Genomic DNA, 22,026 nt, shown 5'->3' with positions numbered 1-22,026 from the left:
TTTTGTCGTTAAAAATTGCCATTATGAAAAAAAAACTAACTGCTGGAACATTGTCATGTTCCGGTTTTGAGCGGCAAGCCTGCTTTAAGGCTAACCTGGTTTTCACGACTGCTATGCTGCTTGTATTTTCTTCTGCCAGGGCACAGGTTACCGATTTAACAAAGCCCGATCCCAAACCGGATACTGTTATCGAGATCTCAAAAACGGTTACAACTGTTCCAATCCTTTATGGAGAACAGGCAAAAAACAGGTTGGTTCAATCGGTTGCAACAGTTTATACCAACCAGTTGACCACTACGCCGAGTCCTCAATTTTTACAGGCTTTACCGGGCCGCATCCCTGGTTTGAATATCACTTTCAGCAGCGGCGGACCTGGCCTTGACGGTAACGGAATGAGCTTCAATATCCGGGGGGCAAGAGCGCAGATCATTTTGATCGATGGGGTTGAAAGGGGCTACCAGTCCATTGACCCGGAACAGATAGAATCTATAAGCGTATTAAAAGACGCGCTTTCGACAGTGATGCTGGGGCAGCGTTCCTCCTACGGAGTTATCTCCATCAGAACAAAAAAAGGGGATGTAGGTAAACCCCGCATTTCATTTACTGCGCAATCGGGTTTTGAAACACCGACAGCTCTCCCCAAACCTGTAGCTGCCTGGCAATATGCAACCCTGTATAATGAGGCCAAACAAAACGATGCCGGAACAACGCCGGTCATTCCTCAATATACACCCGCACAGATCGATGCATACCAAAATCATACGGATCCATACACCTACCCTGATGTGGATTGGTACAATACAGTTTTGAAGAACAGGGCCGGAATGCAACGCTATAATTTAAATATCCAGGGCAGTGGAAAAGGGTTCAGGTATTTTGTTGACCTGGACAATATGAAAGAAAAAGGGATCATTAAAACCAGTGATAATAATAAATACAATACAAACGCTCAATTAGACCGGTATGCTTTGCGCTCGAATGTAGGGGTTGATGTAACACCTGTAACCTTTACGCAGTTGAACATCTTCGGTCGTTTTCAACGTTACAACCAACCGGGTGGGGGAGTGTCAGGTATTTTTTCGTCATTATTAAATACCCCGGCACTTGCTTATCCCGTTTTCAATCCTGATGGCACATTTGGAGGCAGCGATAAATACCAGGGCAATGCCAATATCTGGGGGCAGGCCGTTGCCCGGGGATATCAATTTCAGGATGTAAGAGATATTGCGGTTGATCTGGAGATCACTCAAAAACTGGATGTGCTTACAAAAGGTCTTTTGCTGAAAGCAAAAGCTTCCAACAACAATACTGTTTATTATACCACTACACGGTCTAAAAATTTTGAAGTTTACCAGTACCTGAATAACGGGTACACCAAGTATGGGGGTACGACCGAGCAAACAACTTCGGGAAACCCAAATGACAGGTATCGAATTGTGTATCTGGAAGGATCGCTTGGTTATGACAGAACGTTTAAAAAGCATGCCATTTCCGTTCTTACGGTTGCCAACCAGCAAAACAAACTGGCATTCAGTACCACTAATCTTCCGGAAGTATATACGGCTTACTCAGGTAAATTGAATTATTGTTTTAATGAAAAATATATAGGGGAAGGCGCTGTTAGCTATGGCGGATACAACTGGCTTGAACCATCAAAACGCCGGGCAACTTACTGGGCCGGAGGAATTGCCTGGAACCTGCATAAGGAAGCATTCATCAGCCGCAACCTTCCTTTTATCAGCAATGCGAAACTAAGAGCAAACTATGGGTTGACCGGTCAGGCAAATGCAGGGTATTTTACATATATACAAACCTATTTTAACGCCAATGGCTATTGGTTTGGCTCCGGCTCTTCACTTGACAAGGCTTCTGGAGAAAACGCTATTGCCAATACAGGTCTTGTTCCTGAAAAAGCAAAAAAGTTCGATGCCGGAATTGATCTTGGTCTTTGGAACAACAAATTGACGATTACTGCCGACTATTTCTTCAATAAGTTCTATGATCTTGTTGCTGCACCTACCCTGACAACTGCGATATTTGGCGCAGGCTATCCGAATAAAAACTATCAGCGGTTCAACTATTGGGGCACAGATATTTCCGTAACCTGGCAACAAAGCATAAAGAAATTTACCTGGTTCGCTTCAGGTAATTTCTCGCTGGTTCAATCGAAAGTGGTTTACAATGCAGAACTGCCCAAAAATTACGATTACCAGGTAACGACCGGAAAGCCTGTGGGACTGCAATATGGTTATACCGCCATTGGCCTGTTTAGATCGTACGATGAAATTAACGATGCTTCTACTGCAGTGCTGCCTTCATCTCCCAGGTCTTCGCTAAGGCCGGGCGACATCCGTTATCTTGATCGCAATGGCGATGGCCAGATCACGATTGACGACCAGGGCCCTATTGGCAATCAAAAGCCTACCATCTATTATGGCCTCAATACCGGTTTCAGTTTTAAAGGTTTTGATCTTTCCCTGCTTGTTCAGGGTACGTTTAACCGCCAGAGTTATTTAAATGGCGATTTTATGAACGGCTTTGGGAACGGCGGACAAAACAATGCCTATGAGTATAACCTGGGCCGGTTTACAGCGGCTACGGCAGCAACAGCACAACAACCAAGGTTGTGGTTGGGTAACAACACAAATAATACCCAGACCTCTTCCTTTTGGTTGAAGAATAATGATTTTGTGCGCCTCAAAAACGTAGAGATGGGCTATACCTTCCCCGAAAAATTATTCCGCAAAATTGGCCTTCCTTCGGTACGCTTATTTGCCAACGGACTGAACCTGCTTACCTGGGCAGAAATTTATGACGTGAGAAAAGACCTGGACCCGGAGGCCTGGGGCGCCGCTTATCCTGTAATGAAGATTGTCAATTTCGGTATCAACATTAAATTTTAACCGATAACGTATTGTTATATGAAAAAGCATTTTGGCTGGCTAGGTATTAGCTTAACTGCCGTCATTTTTACCCTATCATCCTGTAAAAAAGCTTTTGAAGACAAACCGCTAGAGCTGTTTACTATAGACTATATCTTCGATGAGAATGACCCTACAGGCGCCCAGGCATTTTGGTGGGTCGGAAATATATATGGGAAAATTCCTACCGGGTATAACCGGATGCTGGGCAGTTCCAGTTGGGCTTTCAATAGCTCGCCAAGGACCAACACTTCCCTGGTGCCATTGGAATGTTTTTCAGATGATGCCGTTCCCAGTGGCGACGGAAATGAGGGATGGAATGTTATTCGTGGCGGATACAGTCCTGTTGCACCATTTGATGATAACTGGGGTAATAGTTACAGTGCCATAAGGGCAGTGAACATTTATTTAAACAATTATCAGCGGGTTCCCTGGGCCGATTCATCCCGTAAAATATGGCTCACCAACGAGGCCCGTGCGCTCAGGGCTTATTTTTATTACGAACTCATCAGGCGGTATGGTGGTGTTCCCCTGGTAGGTGATAAAGTGTACGAGCCCAATGATCCTGAATTATTGAATGTAAAACGCAACAGCTTTGAAGAGTGCGTCAATTACATTGTCTCGGAATTGGATATGGCTAAAGACAGCCTTCGTCCCGATGTTTCCCTTAGCAGCAGAACAACCGATGCCGACTTCGGAAGAATGCGTAAAAGTATTGTGTTGGCCATTAAGGCCAAGGTGTTGCTGCTGGCCGCAAGTCCCTTGTTCAATCCTTCATCAACCCCCGATAAGCCCTATACAGGTTACCCTTCTTACAGTGCAGAAAGATGGAAAGTGGCCGCCGATGCAGCGAAAGCGGTGATGGACCTGGGCATTTATGATCTGGAGCCTAATCGTTACACCCTGGTATTGCAGCGGGCGAACAAAGAACACATTTTTTTCAGGATGAGTGATCCCCGTAACGATAATGGATATGCCTATTACATGTCCCCGCCCGGATACAAGCCGGCAAATCGCAATAGTGAAGGCCGGGTAAGCCCAACACAGGAATTTGTCGACGCCTTTCCAATGAAAAACGGGAAGGCAATAACCGATCCTTCTTCCGGTTACAATCCAGCGAACCCTTATGCCGGCCGTGATCCCCGTTTAGAGCAAACGGTATTTTATAATGGCGCTAAATGGCTGCAAAGACCGATAGAAACTTTTGAAGGAGGCAAAGACAAACCGAATGATGCTACACTTGCTCCTGTGCAAACACAAACAGGCTATTACGCCAAAAAGTTTTGCGCAAACGATAGCAGCAGCGCCAATTATACAACCACTTTTGTCCGGGACGGTGGCTTTATTCCGCCATGGAGTATCATCAGGTATGCCGACATCCTTTTAATGTATGCCGAGGCAAAGAATGAATATTCCGGACCTGATGCTTCTGTATATGCGGCTGTTGAGAAAATTCGCCAGCGGGCCGGTCTTTCACCCTATGCGCTGCCTTTGGGCTTGTCGAAAGACCAGATGCGCGATGTGGTGAGGAACGAACGCCGCATCGAGCTGGCATTTGAAGAACAACGATTTTGGGACATCCGCAGGTGGAAGATTGCGAAAACGGTTTACGGAACTACACTGCACGGGGTAACCATTACCAAAAATGCGAATGGTACATTCAACTATTCTCCGAAGAATGTTACCACTCCTTATTTCACAGATGCCATGTATTTATTACCCATCGCCATAAAAGAAACGCAGGTAAATCAGGGGCTCGAACAAAACCCCTGGTATTGAATCTTTTTGACCTAATAAACGACATAAAATGAAAATAAAATTATTCATATTGATGTGGTTTTCGCTGCTATCAACCGCTGTATGGTCTCAACGCCTGACTATAAAAGGCCGAATAGTAAATGATAAAAATGAGGCGATAAGCGGAGCTACTATTTCAGAACTCGGCAATGAAAAGTATGCAAGCATTGCTGATGAACAGGGGAATTTTGTTATCTCGTTAAAGGCCGGCAGTGGCAAGAAACTGGTGATCGCAAACGTCGGTTACCAGCCTCAAACTGTTGCTGTGGTTTCAGGGGCTCCCATGTTGGTTCGCCTGGTGCGCGATGTAAAGGGATTGGAAGACGTGATAGTAATTGGTTATGGGCGTCAAAAAAGGATCACGAGTACCGGGGCTGTTAGCTCGGTAAAGGGTGAAGAGATCAGGACGGTGCCTACTGCAAATATTCAAAATACGCTAGTTGGCCGTTTGCCCGGTTTTTTCAGCCAGCAAAGAAGTGGTCAGCCGGGATCTGACGCTGCCGATTTTTTTATCAGAGGGGTTAACTCTATCAATGGCACAGATAACAAACCGCTGATCATTGTAGATGACATCGAGTACGATTACACCCAGCTTTCACAGTTAAACGTAAATGAAGTAGAATCCGTCTCCATTCTGAAAGATGCGGCTACCACGTCTATTTACGGATTAAAAGGCGCCAACGGTGTTTTGGTTATTACCACTATCAGGGGGCGTATCGGAAAACCGCGGATCAATGTCACGGCTGAGAACGGCATTAACAAAGTGATCAGGATGCCGACCTTTCTTGATTCGTATACCACTGCCCTGCTTCGGAATGAGGCAACCATAAATGATGCATACGGTCAGTCGCAGGTACCTGTGCTTCCTTTTACGGCCGACGATCTGCAAAAATTTAAAGACGGCTCTGATCCTTATGGTCATCCGAATGTTAACTGGACAGATGTTTTATTAAACAGAACATCTACACAATCGCGGTATAATGTAGATATAAATGGAGGCAATTCTTTTGTGAAATATTTTACGTCCCTGGGTTATTATTCTGCGAATGGTATTTTAAAAGATTTCAAGCCGGTTGGAGATTATGTCAATACCAATTATTTCTACCGGCGTTTCAATTATCGCTCAAATTTGGATATTACCCCCACAAAAACGTTAAAGATCCGGTTTGATGTCAATGGCCGCTTTGAAACGGTCAACAACCCCAGCGGCACTGTAGAAGCGGCCGGGCTTTTTTATGAATTGAGCGCATTTCGTTACATGGCCCCGTATGCCATGCCGGTAGTAAATCCCGATGGCAGTTACGGCTATGCATCACATGCCGGCGCCATAACTAATAACGGCGCCATTAACCCGGTTTTCAGATTGGCTAATGGCGGGTACATAAGAAATTTCAATAACAACTATAACATTGTCGCAGGTGCCGACCAAAAAATGGATTTTATAACTGCAGGCCTGTCTGCTAAAGTAAATGTTTCTTATGCCGGCAATAACAATGATGGCCGCAACCTTAACCGTAGTGGTTTGCCTGCTTATAAATATAACCCGGTTACGAACGCTTATGCAATAAGGGACGCGGGTCAATACCGTATGCTTCCCTATTCAGTTGCATCTAAAAGTAATGCCTTCAATTCTACCACTATTGTTCAGGCATCGCTTAATTATGATCGCACATTTGGCAGCCATCATGTTACCGGGCTTTTGCTGGTAAATCAGCGTAATTATATAAATGGTGGAAATATTCCCGTCAACTACCGGGGTACCACTGCGCGGCTGGATTATGATTTCAAGCGTAAATACCTCTTTGGCGTTACGATTGCCCGTAATGGTAATGATCTGTTCCGCAAAGAGAACAGGTATGGAATATTTCCGGCAGTTTCCTGGGGATACAACCTGTCGGAAGAACCTTTTTTCAAAAACCTGTTTCCATTTTTCGACCTGTTCAAGATCAGGGGTTCTTATGGCCTTGTTGGCTCAGACGCCAGCTATCCAAGCACTATAACCTCTGTTATTCAATATGCAACAACAGGTTCAAATTATTATGGCAATACCACCGTGGAAGGGTCCCTTGTAAATCCTGATGTTACCTGGGAAAAAGAAAGAAAGACAGACCTGGGGTTGGAGGTAAACATGTTCCAGGGCAGGGTTGTATTAAGCGGCAGCTATTTTTATAACTACCGTTATGACCAGTTGATAGCCCAGGGTGGTGTTCCCCTGTTAATTGGACAGATTCTTCCCAATAAGAATATTGGTAGATCAGAGAATAGAGGATTTGATGGAATGATCACCTACCGGAATAATAATGGTAAGGTCAATTATTCGATCAGCGCAAATGCTTCTTATGCTGTAAACCGCATAGTTTACATAAGTGAGGCGCCGGATTATCCTTACCAGGCAAGAACGGGGACCAGGCTGGGTTTGGTAATGGGCTATCATAGCCTTGGATTTTACCAGCCTGATGATTTTGATGCGAACGGAAAAGTAAACAAGGGCGTTGCTGCTCCGCTATGGAGTGTCATACAACCCGGCGACCTGAAATATGCCGATATGAACGGCGACGGCGTAATCACCGATGCCGATAAAACCTGGTTGTCGAAACCTAATATACCAAGCACTATTCTGGGCGCCGAATTTACGATCGGCTACAAAGGATTGACATTGAGAGCGCTGTTGCAAGGCTCTTATGGGTATGCCGTGCAGGTAACAGCAGAGGGCGCAGGTGATGCTTTCAATGGCAATTTGCGTCCCTGGAACCTGGAGCGCTGGACACCCGCAACTGCGGCTACGGCCACTTATCCACGCATTGGTTTGAACACTAACGTAAACAATATATCGTGGCAAACGGTTTCTGATTTCTGGTTTGCCAATACCTGGTATGTAAGGTTAAGATCGTTGGACCTGGCTTACCAGATCCCCGGCAGTTGGTTAAAGGGTACCAGGGTAGTTCAGAATGCGCGGGTGTATGTTTCAGGGTATAACCTGGTGAATATACAGAACATGGGTAAGTTTCAGCAGGACGCTGAAATTGCAAACGGCACCGGTGGGGCCTATCCCAATACGGCAAACTTCAACCTTGGATTGCAACTAGGCTTTTAATTCAAAAAATTACTTATGACCTTACATAAAATATATTGGCCGATCTTATTGACCGGGCTGGTTACAGCCACCTGTTTTATAAGCGCATGCAGGAAAGATTTTCTTGATCAGAAAACCTTATCAGCTATCGATGAAGCGGCCGTCTTTCAGGATAGCACCAGGTCACTGGGAATGATTAATAATCTTTATAGCAATCTTGGGATCTCTTTTAATCCAAGAAGATTCAACAATACAGGATTAGACGCTGCCTGCGATGAGTCGGAACCGATCAGTGATCCTAGCTTTTACACGTATAAGATCTCAAGTGGCGGCATTAACCCGAATAATGCCGACAAAAGTCTGTGGTCGACCACCTTCGGGATGGTTCGGGCCGCGAATATCTTTTTGAAAAATAAAGACAGCATTCCTGTATCAAATGCAACGAGAGATTACTGGACGGGGCAGGTACGGTTTTTTAGGGCATGGTATCTCTTCACGCTCTTAAAACATTATGGCGGCATACCATTGATCGGCGACCAGGTATTTGCCGATAATGAAAAAATAAACGTGCCACGAAGCTCATTTGAAACCTGTATAAAATATTTAACCGATGAACTGGATGCGGCCGCTGCAACACTTCCGGCATCTTACCGTTCGGGGGATGCAAACCAGTTGAGAGTGACGAAGGGATCAGCTCTAGCAGTAAAAGCACGGATGCTTTTATACGCAGCCAGTCCGCTGTTCAATAGCGGGCCAAGAGCAGATGATCCTGAACATTTACTCACCTTTCCCGGTGCAGATCCCGAACGTTGGAAGCAGGCTTCAGATGCTGCAAAAGCGGTGATTAACCTGGGTGTTTACAGCTTATATACAGCATCTTCAACACCTCTTTATACGCTTTTTTTGCAAAACACGCCTCAACCGGAGCATATTCTCGTGTATTGGCAGCCTGCAGTTACTTCCAATAATTTTTATATTGAAGCCAGCGCCAATCCTACTTCAAGAGGAGGCATGAATGGCTGGCAGGGCGTAAAGTATTTTCCAACGCAGGAGTTGGTAGATGAATTTGAAATGATCAACGGGCTACGGATAACGGATCCTGCTTCCGGTTATCCCGGCGTTGGCAATAATATGTATAAGAACAGGGATCCCCGGCTCACTTATACAGTTAATTATAATGGTTCCATTCGCAACCTGGGCTCATTTGGCGACCAGCCGGTAAATACCTACACAGGCGTAATTCCAACAGGGAATGCAGCGGCAACCAGCGCCAGTCTTGACGGCATTTATACCCCTGCAGGAACGTTAACAGGTTATTTCAGGTACAAGATGTGTAATGGCGCTGTGGGCGAACTGTACCGCCCCTGGGTAGTGATGCGTTATGCAGAAGTGTTGTTGAATGCAGCCGAGGCAACGAATGAATACTTCGGTGCAACCACAGAAGTATATGACTGGTTAAAGATGATCCGCAGCCGTGCAGGGATCAATCCCGGTGCAAACGGATTGTATGGTTTGAAGGCAGGTATGACGAAAGAAGAAATGCGGGAAGTCATTTGGCATGAGCGCCGGGTAGAGCTGGCCTTTGAAGAGCACCGCTTCTGGGATGTACGCCGCTGGAAGATCGCTCCGCAAACGGAGAATAAGGAAACACACGGAATGGAGATCACAAGAGCCGCGAATGGAAGTTTTTCGTACCGGGTGATCGTTATAAGAAAGCATGTGTTTACCGACGCCATGTATTTCTGGCCTATACCGCAAAGTGAACTCACGAAATCCCCAGCTTTACAACAAAACCCCGGGTATTGAGTGATCCATCCATCAACTTAAAAAACATTTATGAAAATACGGGCAACTATAATTATTGTAACCTTTATGGTCATTGGCTGTACAAAGGGAGGAAAGCTGGATAGGATCAGCGGCGACCAATATACGATCACTTCAACCGCGAACAGCAAGCAATTGGTGCCGGCGATCGATACTACATCCACCGGAACATTCACCGGTTTTTATGATGCGCAATCGAACATATTCACCTTCACCATAACGTGGAATGATCTGTGGCGAACGACCAGCAAAGACACCATTACTTCGGTAAGCATTTATGGCCCTGCCAGTACAACAGCAAACGGCGCCCTGGTGCGTTTGCTTCCCTTTGTAAGCACCAACAACGCAGCGAGCGCCAATTTAGGCCTGGCAGGTATCAATGGCTTTACAATGAGTGAAAACAAAGACTTCCTGGAAGGAGCCTACTATTTTACCATCAATACAAAAAAGTATCCCAACGGTATCGTGAGAGGACAGTTGGCAGCAACAAAACAATAAACCTATTCATTTGATTCGTGTACTTATGCAAAAGTTTCTATCCCTGATCTTTTTTCTTTGTTTTTATGCTTTAAAAACAAATGCACAACAATTGATCACTTATCCTGTACCGCAGGCAGTTGTTTACTCCATGCACAACGATGACTATACGGTGAAAGTGCGCAAGCCGGGCGGCGAATGGCAGGACCTGTATGAATACAATGTAAAAGTCGATCTCGATAAACCGCAGGATGCTTCAATGGTTTACTTTGATTTTTCAGGAGCAGTGGAAGTATTTGTTCAAAAGAATAATGGCAATGTGCAGTCTGTGAAGATCCGTCCAGCTTCTTATGAAATAAAACCGGTCCTGAATGGTAATAGTATCACTTTCACTTTAACCGGGCCCAGGAAAATTTCAATAGAGTTCGATGGCGATAAATTGCACAACCTGCATGTATTTGCCAATCCCATTGAAACGTTCCCCAATCCCGGCGATACCAATATTGTGTATTTCGGCCCGGGTGTTCACCTGCCGAAAGACCTGCCCGGTGATGCGTTCAATATTCCCTCGGGTAAAACGGTTTACATAGCCGGAGGCGCTATTGTGAGAGGGAAATTACTGTGTGATAAAGTGGAAAATGTGCGCATCATTGGGCGGGGAATTTTAGACCAGCCGCAAAGAGGCGTAGAGATCAGGCACTCGAGCAATGTTACGGTAGATGGGATCATTGTAGTGGATCCAAAACACTATACCATTTTTGCCGGGGGATCGGATCATATTACCATCCGCAATTTGAAATCGTTCAGTGCCAATCCCTGGAGCGACGGGCTCGATTTTATGAGTTGCAGCGATGTTGCCATTGACGACGTGTTCATGCGCAACTCTGATGATTGTATCGCCGTGTACGGGCATCGCTGGGAGTTTTATGGCGATGCTAAAAATTATTCGGTTACCAATTCTACTCTTTGGGCCGATGTAGCACATACCATCAACATCGGCGTTCACGGGAACACAGAAAAAACAGGGGATGTAATCGAGAATTTATTGTTTAAGAACATCGAGATCCTCGAGCTCGATGAAGATGATCCGTCTGCCGAGGGATGCATGGCCATTCAGGCAGCCGACAAGAACCTGGTTCGCAACGTTCGCTTTGAAGATATCCGGGTGGATAATTTCCAGGAGGGGAAGTTGCTGCAATTAACAGTTGCGTTCTTCGATAAATACAATTCGGCGCCGGGCAGGGGCGTGGAAAATATTTATTTCAAGAACATAAGTTATAATGGCTTTAATAATTCTCCGTCTATCATCAATGGTTTAGACAAAGATCACCTTGTACAGGAGGTGACGTTCGAAAACCTTCGAATCAACGGAAAACTGATCAACAGCGTTGAAGAGGCGAATATTAAAGCAGGCGAGTTTGCAAAAAATATAACGTTCAAAAACTCAATCAAATGAAACACCTGTTATTTTTCCTGTTGCTGTTTTACAGTATTACGGCAACAGCACAATCATTTGTTCATCCCGGCGGTTTGCACACGCAAACCGATCTGGACCGGATGAGAACACAAGTGGCTGCAGGGGCGCATCCCTGGATCGATAGCTGGAACGCATTGATTGTTCACCCAAAAGCACAGAATACGTACACGGCAGCGGCGCAGGCCAACATGGGCGTCAGCCGTCAACGGGCCTCTGCCGATGCAGTAGCCGCCTATCTCAATGCATTGCATTGGTACATCTCCGGCGATACTTCTTATGCAGCATGCTCCCGGAAAATATTAAACGCATGGGCCTATGCTGTGAACCAGGTGCCGAGTGGTCAGGATATTCCCGGGTTAATGGGTATAGCGGTCTATGAATTTGCAGTGGCGGCGGAAGTACTACGTCTTTATCCTAACTGGTCATCAGCAGACCTCAATCAATTCAAAAGCATGATGACCACTTATCTGTATCCCAACTGCCATGATTTTTTAACCCGTCACAACAATACCTGTATCAGTCACTACTGGGCTAATTGGGATATCTGTAATATGACCGCTATCCTGGGCATTGGTGTTTTGTGCGACGACACAACAAAGTTCAACGAAGCGATTACTTATTTTAAATCCGGGGCAGGCAACGGTAATATTGCTAACGCAATTCCTTTTATACATCCGGGCGGTTTGGGTCAGTGGCAGGAAACAGGCCGCGATCAGGAGCATGCGCTGTTGGGCGTGGGTATGCTCGCCAGCTTTTGCCAGATAGCCTGGAACCAGGGACAGGATATGTACGGTTATGACAATAACCGCCTGTTGGCAGGAGCTGAATATACAGCCAAATACAATCTTTGGAAAGATGTTCCTTATACTACCTACAACAACTGTGATAATGTGCAGAACTATTGGGCTTCTGAGCAGAATTCTTTTGGCAGAGGAAGATTACAACGTCCCATTTGGGAAATGATCTACAACCACTACGTGGTACTCAAAGGCCTGAGCGCCCCCAATGTAAAAGCCATGGCCGAAGTGAACCGGCCGGAAGGATTTGAGCATGATGATAATCTTGGATTCGGTACGCTCTGTTATACCCTCAATGCAGCTGCATCGCCATATCCCGCATCGCCTGCGCCAACTGCACCTTCTGGATTAAAAGCAACAGGCAGTGTGCGACGGGTGTGGTTAAGATGGCTTCCTGTTGCTACAGCAAATGGCTATAATGTAGGGCGTTCAACAACAAGCGGCGGGTCATATACTACGATCGCCACTTACAAGGGGACTAACCCTTTATATAAAGATACAAGTGTAACCAATGGCATCAAATATTACTATGTCGTATCTGCCATCAATCAGGCGGGAACGAGTAGTAATTCTTTAGAAGTAAATGCAACTCCAACTGCTACAGGTGCATTGCCCGCTGGCTGGGCCTGGCAGGACATTGGAACGGTTGCTACTCCCGGCTCCGCCGGTTATGCGAATGTGAGCAATGGAACTTTTGTAGTGAGCGGTTCCGGCGCCGGAATTGGTGGCACCGCCGATGGGTTAAGTTATGTGTATAAAACGGTGACTGGTGATGCAACGATCACTGCGCGTGTTGCAGCAAATACATGGGTTGGCGGTGGTGCACAAAAAACGGGCATCATGATCCGCGAATCGCTTTCTTCCAATGCCATCGCGTTCAGTATGACTGCAGGAGACGGAGGCGTTCGTGAGGCAAGGTTTGGAAGCCGCATCGCTGCAGGTGGTTCAATGGGTTTTCAAACAGGTAATGCGTACACCCGTGCCCCTGGCTGGTTTCGCCTTCAAAGAGCAGGTAATACGATAACTGCTTATCAATCTACAGACGGAAGAACATGGTTCACAGTAGGTGCTCCTGTTACGGTATCGATGGCCGGCACTTATTACGTTGGATTGGCCGTTTCATCAAACAGCTCCGGTTTAAACACGGCCACCTATGATAGTGTAACCATAACAAGCGGCGCTATCCCAAACGGCACTTACCGCATCATCAACCGTAATAGTGGTAAGGTATTGGATGTAGCCAATAAATCAACAGCCAATGGCGCAAATGTTCATCAATGGACCTGGCTTAATGGCACCAATCAGCAATGGAATGTAATTGACATTGGCAGTGGCCAGTACAACATGGTGGGAGTGCAAAGTGGAAAATACCTGGATGTTGCCAGTGGTTCTACTGCCGATGACGCAAATGTTCAGATCTGGCAATATACCGGTGGCAACAATCAGAAGCTCACATTTACGGTCACTGACAGCAACTACTTTCGCATAACGGCAGTACACAGTGGTAAAGTGTTGGAAGTAGCCAGCGGTTCTACAGCAGATGGCGCTAATGTGCAACAATGGACATGGAATGGTGCCTACAACAAACAATGGAAGCTGGTACCGGTAAGCAATGAATCTGCTGCAAGGAAAACAGAAAGCATTGCTGAATCCCAAACGCCTTTATCAACCAAAGATTTACTGCTGTATCCCAACCCGGTCACCAATCAGTTAATGCTTCAATTGCAAAATGGTTTTGCCAGTGGAGCTACACTTAAATTATGTGATGTTTCGGGCAAAACGATCTACAAAGTGAAAATAACAGGCAATCAATACAAGCTTGCCATGAATAAATTGCCTGCTGGCGTATACCTGCTGGAGGTGAGTAATGGGATCAAAACTGTAACTGAAAAGATCATTAAAAAATGAACAGCAATACAGGTCTAACAAATTAACTGCTTTATGAAAAAACATTATTTTTTTATTCTTCTTTTGTCGATGGTCACTGCTTGCACGGCAGTGCGGTCGCAAACCTTTACACATCCCGGTATTCCTCTTTCCGGTTCGGACCTGAGTATTTTGAAAGCGCATGTGCAGGCCGGTGATTACCCGTGGAAACAGGCTTACGATATCCTGGCCGCAGATGGCAAGTCTCAATTGACCTACCAAATGCAGGGGCCTTTTGATTCGATTGCCCGGAATATCAATTATAACCTTTACCAGTGGAGAAACGATATGTCCGCTTCATTTAACCTGTCTCTGATGTGGTATTTTACAGGTAATGAGGCCTACGCTGTAAAGGCAAGGGATATTTTAGTGGCATGGGCAAATAAGCAGACTGGATTTGGGGGGCAGGAAGCAAACCTGGACCTTGGTGATTATGCCTATGCCTGGGGCGGTGCTGCTTCCATCCTTCGTGGAACATGGAATGGTTGGACATCTGCCAATACCGCAGATGTACAAAAGCTTTTTAATAACGTATACTGGAAGGCTTCTGGTTGCGCCGGTTATGCTTTAGGCCCCGCCAATAAAGGCACATTGAGTATAGCGGCAGGAGCTGCAGTCGCCGCCTTTTCCGATGATCCGGCAAAAGTGGCACATGTAATTGAGCTGATGAGGTATATTGGCTCCACCGGATTTAAAAATACCCTGCCCAGCGGTGAACATGGTGAAAGTGGAAGAGATCAGGGCCATTCTCATGGCATGTGGAGCTCCATAGCTTTTGCCGCAGAAGTGTTCTGGAAGCAAGGCCTGGACCTGTATTCCGAACTGGATAACCGGCTGCTTGCTTTGGGAGAATATTTTGCCAGAAGAAACTCAGGTGAGTCCATCGGGTTCATACCTTATGGTACTACCGATGCGTATTATTTAACCGATCCACCCGGGACCTGGGATGGCGGCAGATGGGGCCTGACCCTGTTACATGGAGCCTATATAGTTCGGAAAAAGTTAAATTCCGCTTACATATCAAAGCGACTTACAGACATACCAAGACGATTAGATCCTGTATATACCTGGTTTTACAAGTCAGAGGACAATTCTACGGCTGTTGTTCCGGCGCAAACCCAAATTGTTCCTGAGCCTGGAAAAGTGGGCACAGGCGGCTTGACCGATCTGGACGTTGGCACCGCTTCTCCGGCAGGAAGCAGTTCCTACAGCAATAATGTATGGACAGTAACCGGAGGCGGGACCGAAATTTTGACACATGCAGCCGATGGTTTTCATTTCGTTTACAAGGAAGTGACCGGAAACTTTTCTATCATCGCAAAAGTGGAGTCGGTTGGCGGCACTGCGTTCAATGCAAGGGCAGGACTAATGATCCGTTCAGATCTGACAGCTACATCAGCACAACGGGCATGGATCGCCATTAAATCAGGAAAGCGGGCACAAAGTTTTATGCATGGATGGACGGAGATGAGGGGCGGCTCTAACTGGGAGAAACCTGAAAGGACGATCCCTCAGGATTCTTATTGGGTTAAAATTGACAGGGTGGGAGATGTGATCGCGACGTACTACTCGCCAGATGGCGTAAGCTGGGCTACGGAAGTTCAGGGACGGTATGAGGGCTTTACCGGCAAAACCTATATTGGCTTAGCTGTTTGCTCCAACGCCGACGGCACTCCAATGACGGCTACCTTAAGCAATGTAAGCGTTACGGGAGGTGCGGGAGGAATGGTTACCACACCCCAAGCGCCACATTCTGTTTATGCATTCGGCGGAAATAACCAGGTGCAGGTTCGGTGGCTTTCTTCCTTTGGGGCAGAGAGCTATACACTGAAACGCTCAACCTCCGCAGGCGGACCTTTCACGACAATTGCGTCTAACCTTTCGGGCAACAGCTTTTTGGATAAAAATGTTATGAACGGGCAGACGTATTATTATACGGTTTGTGCCGTAAATGCTGCGGGCACAAGTGCTGATGCTACTGCCGATGGCAGTACAACTAAAGAGCCCTACGTAACGCAAAAATTAGATGGCCTGTACCGCATTATAGCTACAAACAGCGGTAAAGCAGTGGAGGTTAAAGATGGTTCAATGGATGATGGTGCATTGGTGGCACAAAACACGTATTCTTTTTCAAGTAACCAGCATTGGATAATAAGCCCCTTATCCGGCACGGATTATAAGATAATCAATTTGCGCAGTGGAAAAGCCGTGGATGTAGTGGGCAATGCAATAACGGATGGTGCAGCAATTGAACAACGCACCTTCTCGGATGCCGACGAAGCCCAGGTTTGGTTTATTAAAGACAGGGAAAACGGAACGTTCAATATTGTGGGAAAGCAAAGCGGGAAAGTGCTGGACGTAGCTGGCTCAAGTACATTAGACGGTGCTGCTATTGACCTAAGCAAATGGCTGGACAATCCAAACCAGATCTTTAGAATAGAACCTGTTACGGCAGCAGACATGGACTCCGCGTACTTTAAAAAGCTGGCTGAAGCAATAAAACTACGCGACACCACACAGACGAGCGACTCAATTGTGGGCGGTAAATTCCCGGTAGCAGCCAAAGCCAGGTTGAACGATAGCATCACTTATGTGCAGTCCCAATACAATCCTCAATTGTCAATTACGGAGGTCAATGGCCTTGTTATTATACTCGAAAATGCAATTGAACGGTATAAGGCGGCTATGTATTATTACACGAATACGTTTGCTGACGGTAATTACTATTTTAAACCCCTTGGCAGTGATTTATTATGGACCAGGAATGAGACGAACACTCCTTTATTTGATATATCGAATCCCAATCCCTTACTTCAAATGTGGAATGTTAAAAAGCAGGCGAACGGCAGGTACAAAATTACCTGTCTGAGCGCACCGCCTTCGTCATTTAGCAATTATATCAATGAGAGTGCAGTATTTGGCCGTAATGTCACTCCCTTCTCGGACGTTTGGAGTTCCTTGAATATTTACTCAAACGGTACCTCGTATGCTATACAAAGAGCTCAATCAGCAGGAAACGGGTACTGGTATCAAAGCGATAATAAAATACTTTTTGTAGCCGGAAGTGATAATGATCCGGTCCCTTATAGCTTTCCATTCCGTTTTGTGCCTGTTGGAACGGTTCCGATAAGTCTCACTGCTGCTGCATCCGATGGCAAAAACGTCCTGGAATGGGACCCTATCTCTGATTTTACTTACAGTGTAAAACGTTCAACCACACCAGGCGGACCTTATACCACTATCGCCACCGTAAGCACAGCCGGGTTCACCGATACTGCTGTGAATAACGGAACATCTTATTACTACATAGTCACCTCGCCAGATAGCGTCGCATCAAGTGCGGAGGTGTTGGCGTCCCGGAATGTTGGGTTGATTTATCTTAAGTTTGACGAAACCAGCGGAACACGCTGTGTTAGTAGCTGGGGAACTGCTTACGGCACTATGGCAGCTACAGCAACACGTGATACCGGGAAAGCAGGAAATGCCCTTAAACTGGATGGTACGGCCAGCGCCTATGCTACGCTGCCCGCCGGAATAATGAGTGCCGTGTCTGATTTTACCATTTCAACGTGGGTAAAAATGGATACGCTTGCAAACTTTATGAGAGTGTTTGATTTTGGCAACAGTACAACCCAATACATGTTCCTTACTGTTCAGGCAGGAACGCCAACAGTCAATGGCGTAAGATTGTCAACCGTTCGTTATGCCATTAAAAACGGGAGCCCTGCAGAATTAAACCTGAGTTATAATTATGCTTTCCCGACAAATACCTGGGTACACCTCGCAGTTACCCAATCGGGCGATACAGTGAAGCTGTATATCAACGGAGCTTTGGTTGGTACCAAACTGAACGTAACAATTAATCCTTCCCAATTGACCCCTGCGGGCGCTACTACAGGTACTGCTAAAAACTACCTGGGTAAATCTCAATTTAATGATCCCATGTTTAGAGGTTCAATTGAGGAGTTTAAGATTTACAAAAGGGCTTTACCTGCTTCGGAAATTGCAGAAAATATGATGGTAGGCCAAACGATTACGTTCAACCCCATTGCTCCCAAATTAATGGGTGATGCGGATTTTGATCTTGAGGCTGTTGCTTCCTCAGGCCTTCCGGTAACTTATACCAGTTCGGATACCACAGTTGCAGCGATAGAAGACGGAACGGTCCATATTGTAGCTGCCGGAACTACCATCATTACTGCTTCACAGGCAGGGAATGAGGTGTATGGCGCAGCATCACAGGCGAGATCACTACTGGTTGGTATTACCAATACTACGCAGCTCACTACTTTAATGGGCAGGCCATTTAGCTATACCATTACCGACAGGCCATACAGCAATTTTACGGCAACAGGTTTGCCTGCCGGCTTAAGCATAAATGCTGCTACAGGTGTAATATCAGGTACACCTACTGAATACGGCACTTTTGCTGTAGTTATAGGGGCCGCCAATGGCAGTATATCTGGTACACAAACCATTACATTGACGGTACAGAATAGTGTGGTAAGCAATGTGCTTGTTGCCACAGGAGATGCCAGGATCGTCCTGGAATGGGATCCTGTTCAGAACTTAAAGTATAAGATCAAGCGTTCTACGTCGCAATCAGGTCCGTTCAATTTAGCAGGCACTGTCGATGCTCCAAAATTCACCGACTCACTCCTCACCAATGGCACTACTTACTACTATGTGATAACGTGTGTGGATAGTGCAGTGGAATATCCCGGAACTGCCCCCATAGCCGCCACTCCAAGGTTAGGTCAGTGGGATTATTATACTTTTAATGACAGCACCGGCACAAAAGCAATTGATTCATGGGGCGCCCGCCATGGTATGCTTACCGGCGCAGCTACCCGCACAAGCGGTGTTCAGGGCGGCGGTGTTAAGTTGAACGGCAGCAATGGATATGTTTCTCTTCCATCAGGATTAATGAGCTCACTCAATGATTTTACTATTGTCGGTTGGGTAAAAATTGATGCCAGTGCAGCATGGGCAAGATTATTTGACTTCGGCACGGGCTCTTCCAACTATATGTTCTTAACTCCATTGAGCAGCAGCAACACCATTCGTTATGCTATCAAAGTAAATGGCAGCAGTGAACAACAACTCAATTACGCTACGCCGCTTTCAACAGGTGAATGGCATCATGTAGCCGTTACCTTATCGGGCGCAACAGGTACGCTTTATGTTGATGGGGTGGCCGTAAATACCAATACGGGTATGACTTTTAAGCCATCAAATCTGGGTATTACTACACAAAACTATATTGGCAAATCGCAATTCAATGACCCTTATTTGAATGGCGTTGTAGACGAATTCAGAATTTATAACAGGGCATTGAGTGCAGCTGAAATTACAACAGTATATACTCAGTATGCACCACCGCTGGCGCCAACAAATTTGGTGGTGGTTGTAAACAATAGCCAGCCAGGTTTAACCTGGACCGGCTCCATTAATGCCAGGAGCTATAATGTAAAGCGTGCAACCAGTCTGGCTGGTCCTTACACAACTATAGCCACAGTGCCTTCTGCAAGCTATGTAGATACAGCTGCGGCAGTTTGTGCTACTTACTTCTATGTGGTATCGGCCAACAGCAGTATCAGCAATTTGGAAACTGCCAATTCGTCTATGGCAACTTTATTGGCAGGCAATAAGCTAACAGGTACGGTCATTGGTACTTCGGGTTCATTTAACAACAACAGTGCTGCAACCAAAACAGCTGCGGTTGATGGGGACCTGAATACTTATTTTGATGGCCCCACGGCAAACGGCGTATGGGTAGGATACGATTTAGGCGCAGATAGCACCCAGGCCGTTTTCAAAATTCGTTATGCGCCCCGTTCAACACAACCTTCGCGTATGGTGGGTGGTGTGTTCCAGGGCTCTAATGTGGCCGATTTCAGTACGGCAAAAACACTATACACCATTAAAACGGCGCCTGCAGCAGGCGTTTATACCGAACAAATAATAACGACTCCTGTTCCTTATCGTTATGTTCGTTATCTCTCTCCAAATAATGGATACTGCAACGTCGCTGAAATTGAATTCTATGGAATGGCAGGCAGCGCACCGCAAATAACAGGCAAAGCGGGAACGCAAAACCTTTCCTATGGCGCAGCATTCAGCTATGCCATCCAGGCTTCCAATACGCCAAACAATTACAGTGCTTCGGGTCTTCCGAATGGATTAAGCCTGAATGCATGCAGCGGAGTGGTTTCCGGAACATTGAATGCAGCAGGAACATTCCCTGTTGTTCTTACAGCGTCGAACACAATTGGTTCAGCAAAAGATACCATGTTGTTGATTGTGAAAAAAGATCAAACCATTACGTTCAACGCGTTGCCGCAAAAGAAAGTCGGTGACGATGATTTCAATGCAGGGGCAAATGCTTCGTCGGGCCTCGCTGTAAAGTACAGCAGCTCAGATACAACTGTAGCAAGGATCGTTAATGGCCTTATTCGAATTGTAGGAAGAGGTGCCACTACCATCACTGCCTCACAAAGCGGAGATTCCATTTACAAAGCTGCAACGGCAGTATCGCAGCAACTCTCGGTATATCAGCTGCCAATTGTAATAACAAAGAACATTCAAATAGCTGTTGATGCCAATGGCAATGCAGTTATCATGCCACTACAAGTGGATGATGGTTCGGTGAGCTATTCGGGTGCATTAATGTTGACTTTGGATAGAACCGGTTTCAGCTGCGCAGATATTGGTTCTCCCGTTACAATAACACTTACGGCAACAGATGCCGATGGGCATTCCGGTAGCGGTACGGCACAGGTAATGGTTGTCGATGATCAAAAACCAGTACTTACTGCACCTGCTGACCTGTTCTTCTGTTACAACCAATCAGGCGCTTACACGGTCCCTTCATTAACTGCGACTGATAATTGTGGCGTTGATTCGATAAGTTATACTGTAAGCGGGGCTACCTCGAGAAATGGAAAAGGTGCAGATGCCAGTGGTGTATTCAATACCGGTCAATCAACCATTGCATGGACAGTAACCGATGGTCATGGTAATGTTAATACCGGTGCAACTATAATAACCGTGAATGCATCTGTTAGTGCAACCATTCCTGATGTGTATGCTATGAACCCTTCAATGGATGCAAAGAACACCATCTACATTGGCTATGGCCCGGCGTCGCTTGCCATTTCGGCAAATGCAGCCGGCGGTACGGCGCCTTACACCTGGTCATGGAGCAATGGTCAAACCGGTCAGTCCATTAATGTAAGTGCCGCAGGCGCTTATTCGGTAACGGCGACAGATAGTAAAGGATGTACAGCTACTGCAACCATTGTTATGAGCACACTTGATGTAAGATGCGGTAACAACAACGACAAGGTGATGATCTGCCATAACCACAATACCATTTGTGTAGCTGCTGCTGCAGTTCAGGCACATCTGGATCATGGCGATCATTTGGGTGGATGCACTGCATCGGCTGCCCGGGCCGACATGGAAAATGGAGCTGTACAAGCAGGCAGCGGGAATGTTATTGTTTATCCCAATCCTGTTACTGAAGAGTTGAATGTCCGGGTAAGCGGGGTTGAACCCGGTTCGGTTATAAAGATGTACGATCAAAACGGAAAGCTGGTAAAAACTTCGCTGGCAACCGGGCAATCAGAAGATATTCCGGTTCGCGGGCTGGCTGCAGGCCTGTATTATATACAGATAAAGACCAGGGGAGTACTCATTATAAGGAAGATGGTGAAATTGTAATGCAAATGC

At 46.2% G+C, this 22,026-nt stretch carries 8 protein-coding genes; all 8 read left to right on the top strand.

Annotated features, from left to right (window positions below; translation table 11 throughout):
* Window positions 1-23 precede the first annotated feature (23 nt).
* The 8 genes from AC59IL_RS35470 to AC59IL_RS35435 are packed head-to-tail and all read left to right on the top strand — an operon-like array spanning window position 24 to window position 22,017.
* The gene (locus tag AC59IL_RS35470; RefSeq protein ID WP_496556999.1) at window positions 24-2,903 is read left to right on the top strand and encodes a SusC/RagA family TonB-linked outer membrane protein; all 2,880 of its coding nucleotides are present in this window, start codon (window positions 24-26) and stop codon (window positions 2,901-2,903) included.
* Window positions 2,904-2,921: 18 nt separating this feature from the next.
* The gene (locus AC59IL_RS35465) at window positions 2,922-4,700 is read left to right on the top strand and encodes a RagB/SusD family nutrient uptake outer membrane protein (protein ID WP_496556998.1); all 1,779 of its coding nucleotides are present in this window, start codon (window positions 2,922-2,924) and stop codon (window positions 4,698-4,700) included.
* Between the two features lie 28 nt (window positions 4,701-4,728).
* Complete coding sequence (locus tag AC59IL_RS35460; RefSeq protein WP_496556997.1) at window positions 4,729-7,812, top strand: SusC/RagA family TonB-linked outer membrane protein; 3,084 nt, start codon at window positions 4,729-4,731, stop codon at window positions 7,810-7,812.
* Window positions 7,813-7,827: 15 nt separating this feature from the next.
* Window positions 7,828-9,597, top strand: coding sequence for a RagB/SusD family nutrient uptake outer membrane protein (locus AC59IL_RS35455; RefSeq protein ID WP_496556996.1), 1,770 nt, complete (start codon window positions 7,828-7,830; stop codon window positions 9,595-9,597).
* Window positions 9,598-9,627: 30 nt separating this feature from the next.
* Complete coding sequence (locus AC59IL_RS35450; protein WP_496556995.1) at window positions 9,628-10,113, top strand: CHRD domain-containing protein; 486 nt, start codon at window positions 9,628-9,630, stop codon at window positions 10,111-10,113.
* A gap of 25 nt (window positions 10,114-10,138) precedes the next feature.
* Window positions 10,139-11,548, top strand: coding sequence for a glycosyl hydrolase family 28 protein (locus tag AC59IL_RS35445; RefSeq protein ID WP_496556994.1), 1,410 nt, complete (start codon window positions 10,139-10,141; stop codon window positions 11,546-11,548).
* Complete coding sequence (locus tag AC59IL_RS35440; RefSeq protein WP_496556993.1) at window positions 11,545-14,274, top strand: RICIN domain-containing protein; 2,730 nt, start codon at window positions 11,545-11,547, stop codon at window positions 14,272-14,274. The genes AC59IL_RS35445 and AC59IL_RS35440 overlap by 4 nt, the downstream gene beginning before the upstream one ends.
* A 33-nt stretch (window positions 14,275-14,307) precedes the next feature.
* On the top strand, window positions 14,308-22,017 hold the full coding sequence (locus tag AC59IL_RS35435; RefSeq protein ID WP_496556992.1) for a LamG-like jellyroll fold domain-containing protein: 7,710 nt from the start codon (window positions 14,308-14,310) through the stop codon (window positions 22,015-22,017).
* Window positions 22,018-22,026: the final 9 nt, after the last annotated feature.

Source organism: Niastella sp. sgz303648, from assembly GCF_059587045.1.
The sequence above is the reverse complement of the archived record's forward strand: the minus strand, read 5'-3'. Positions and strand labels throughout refer to the sequence as shown.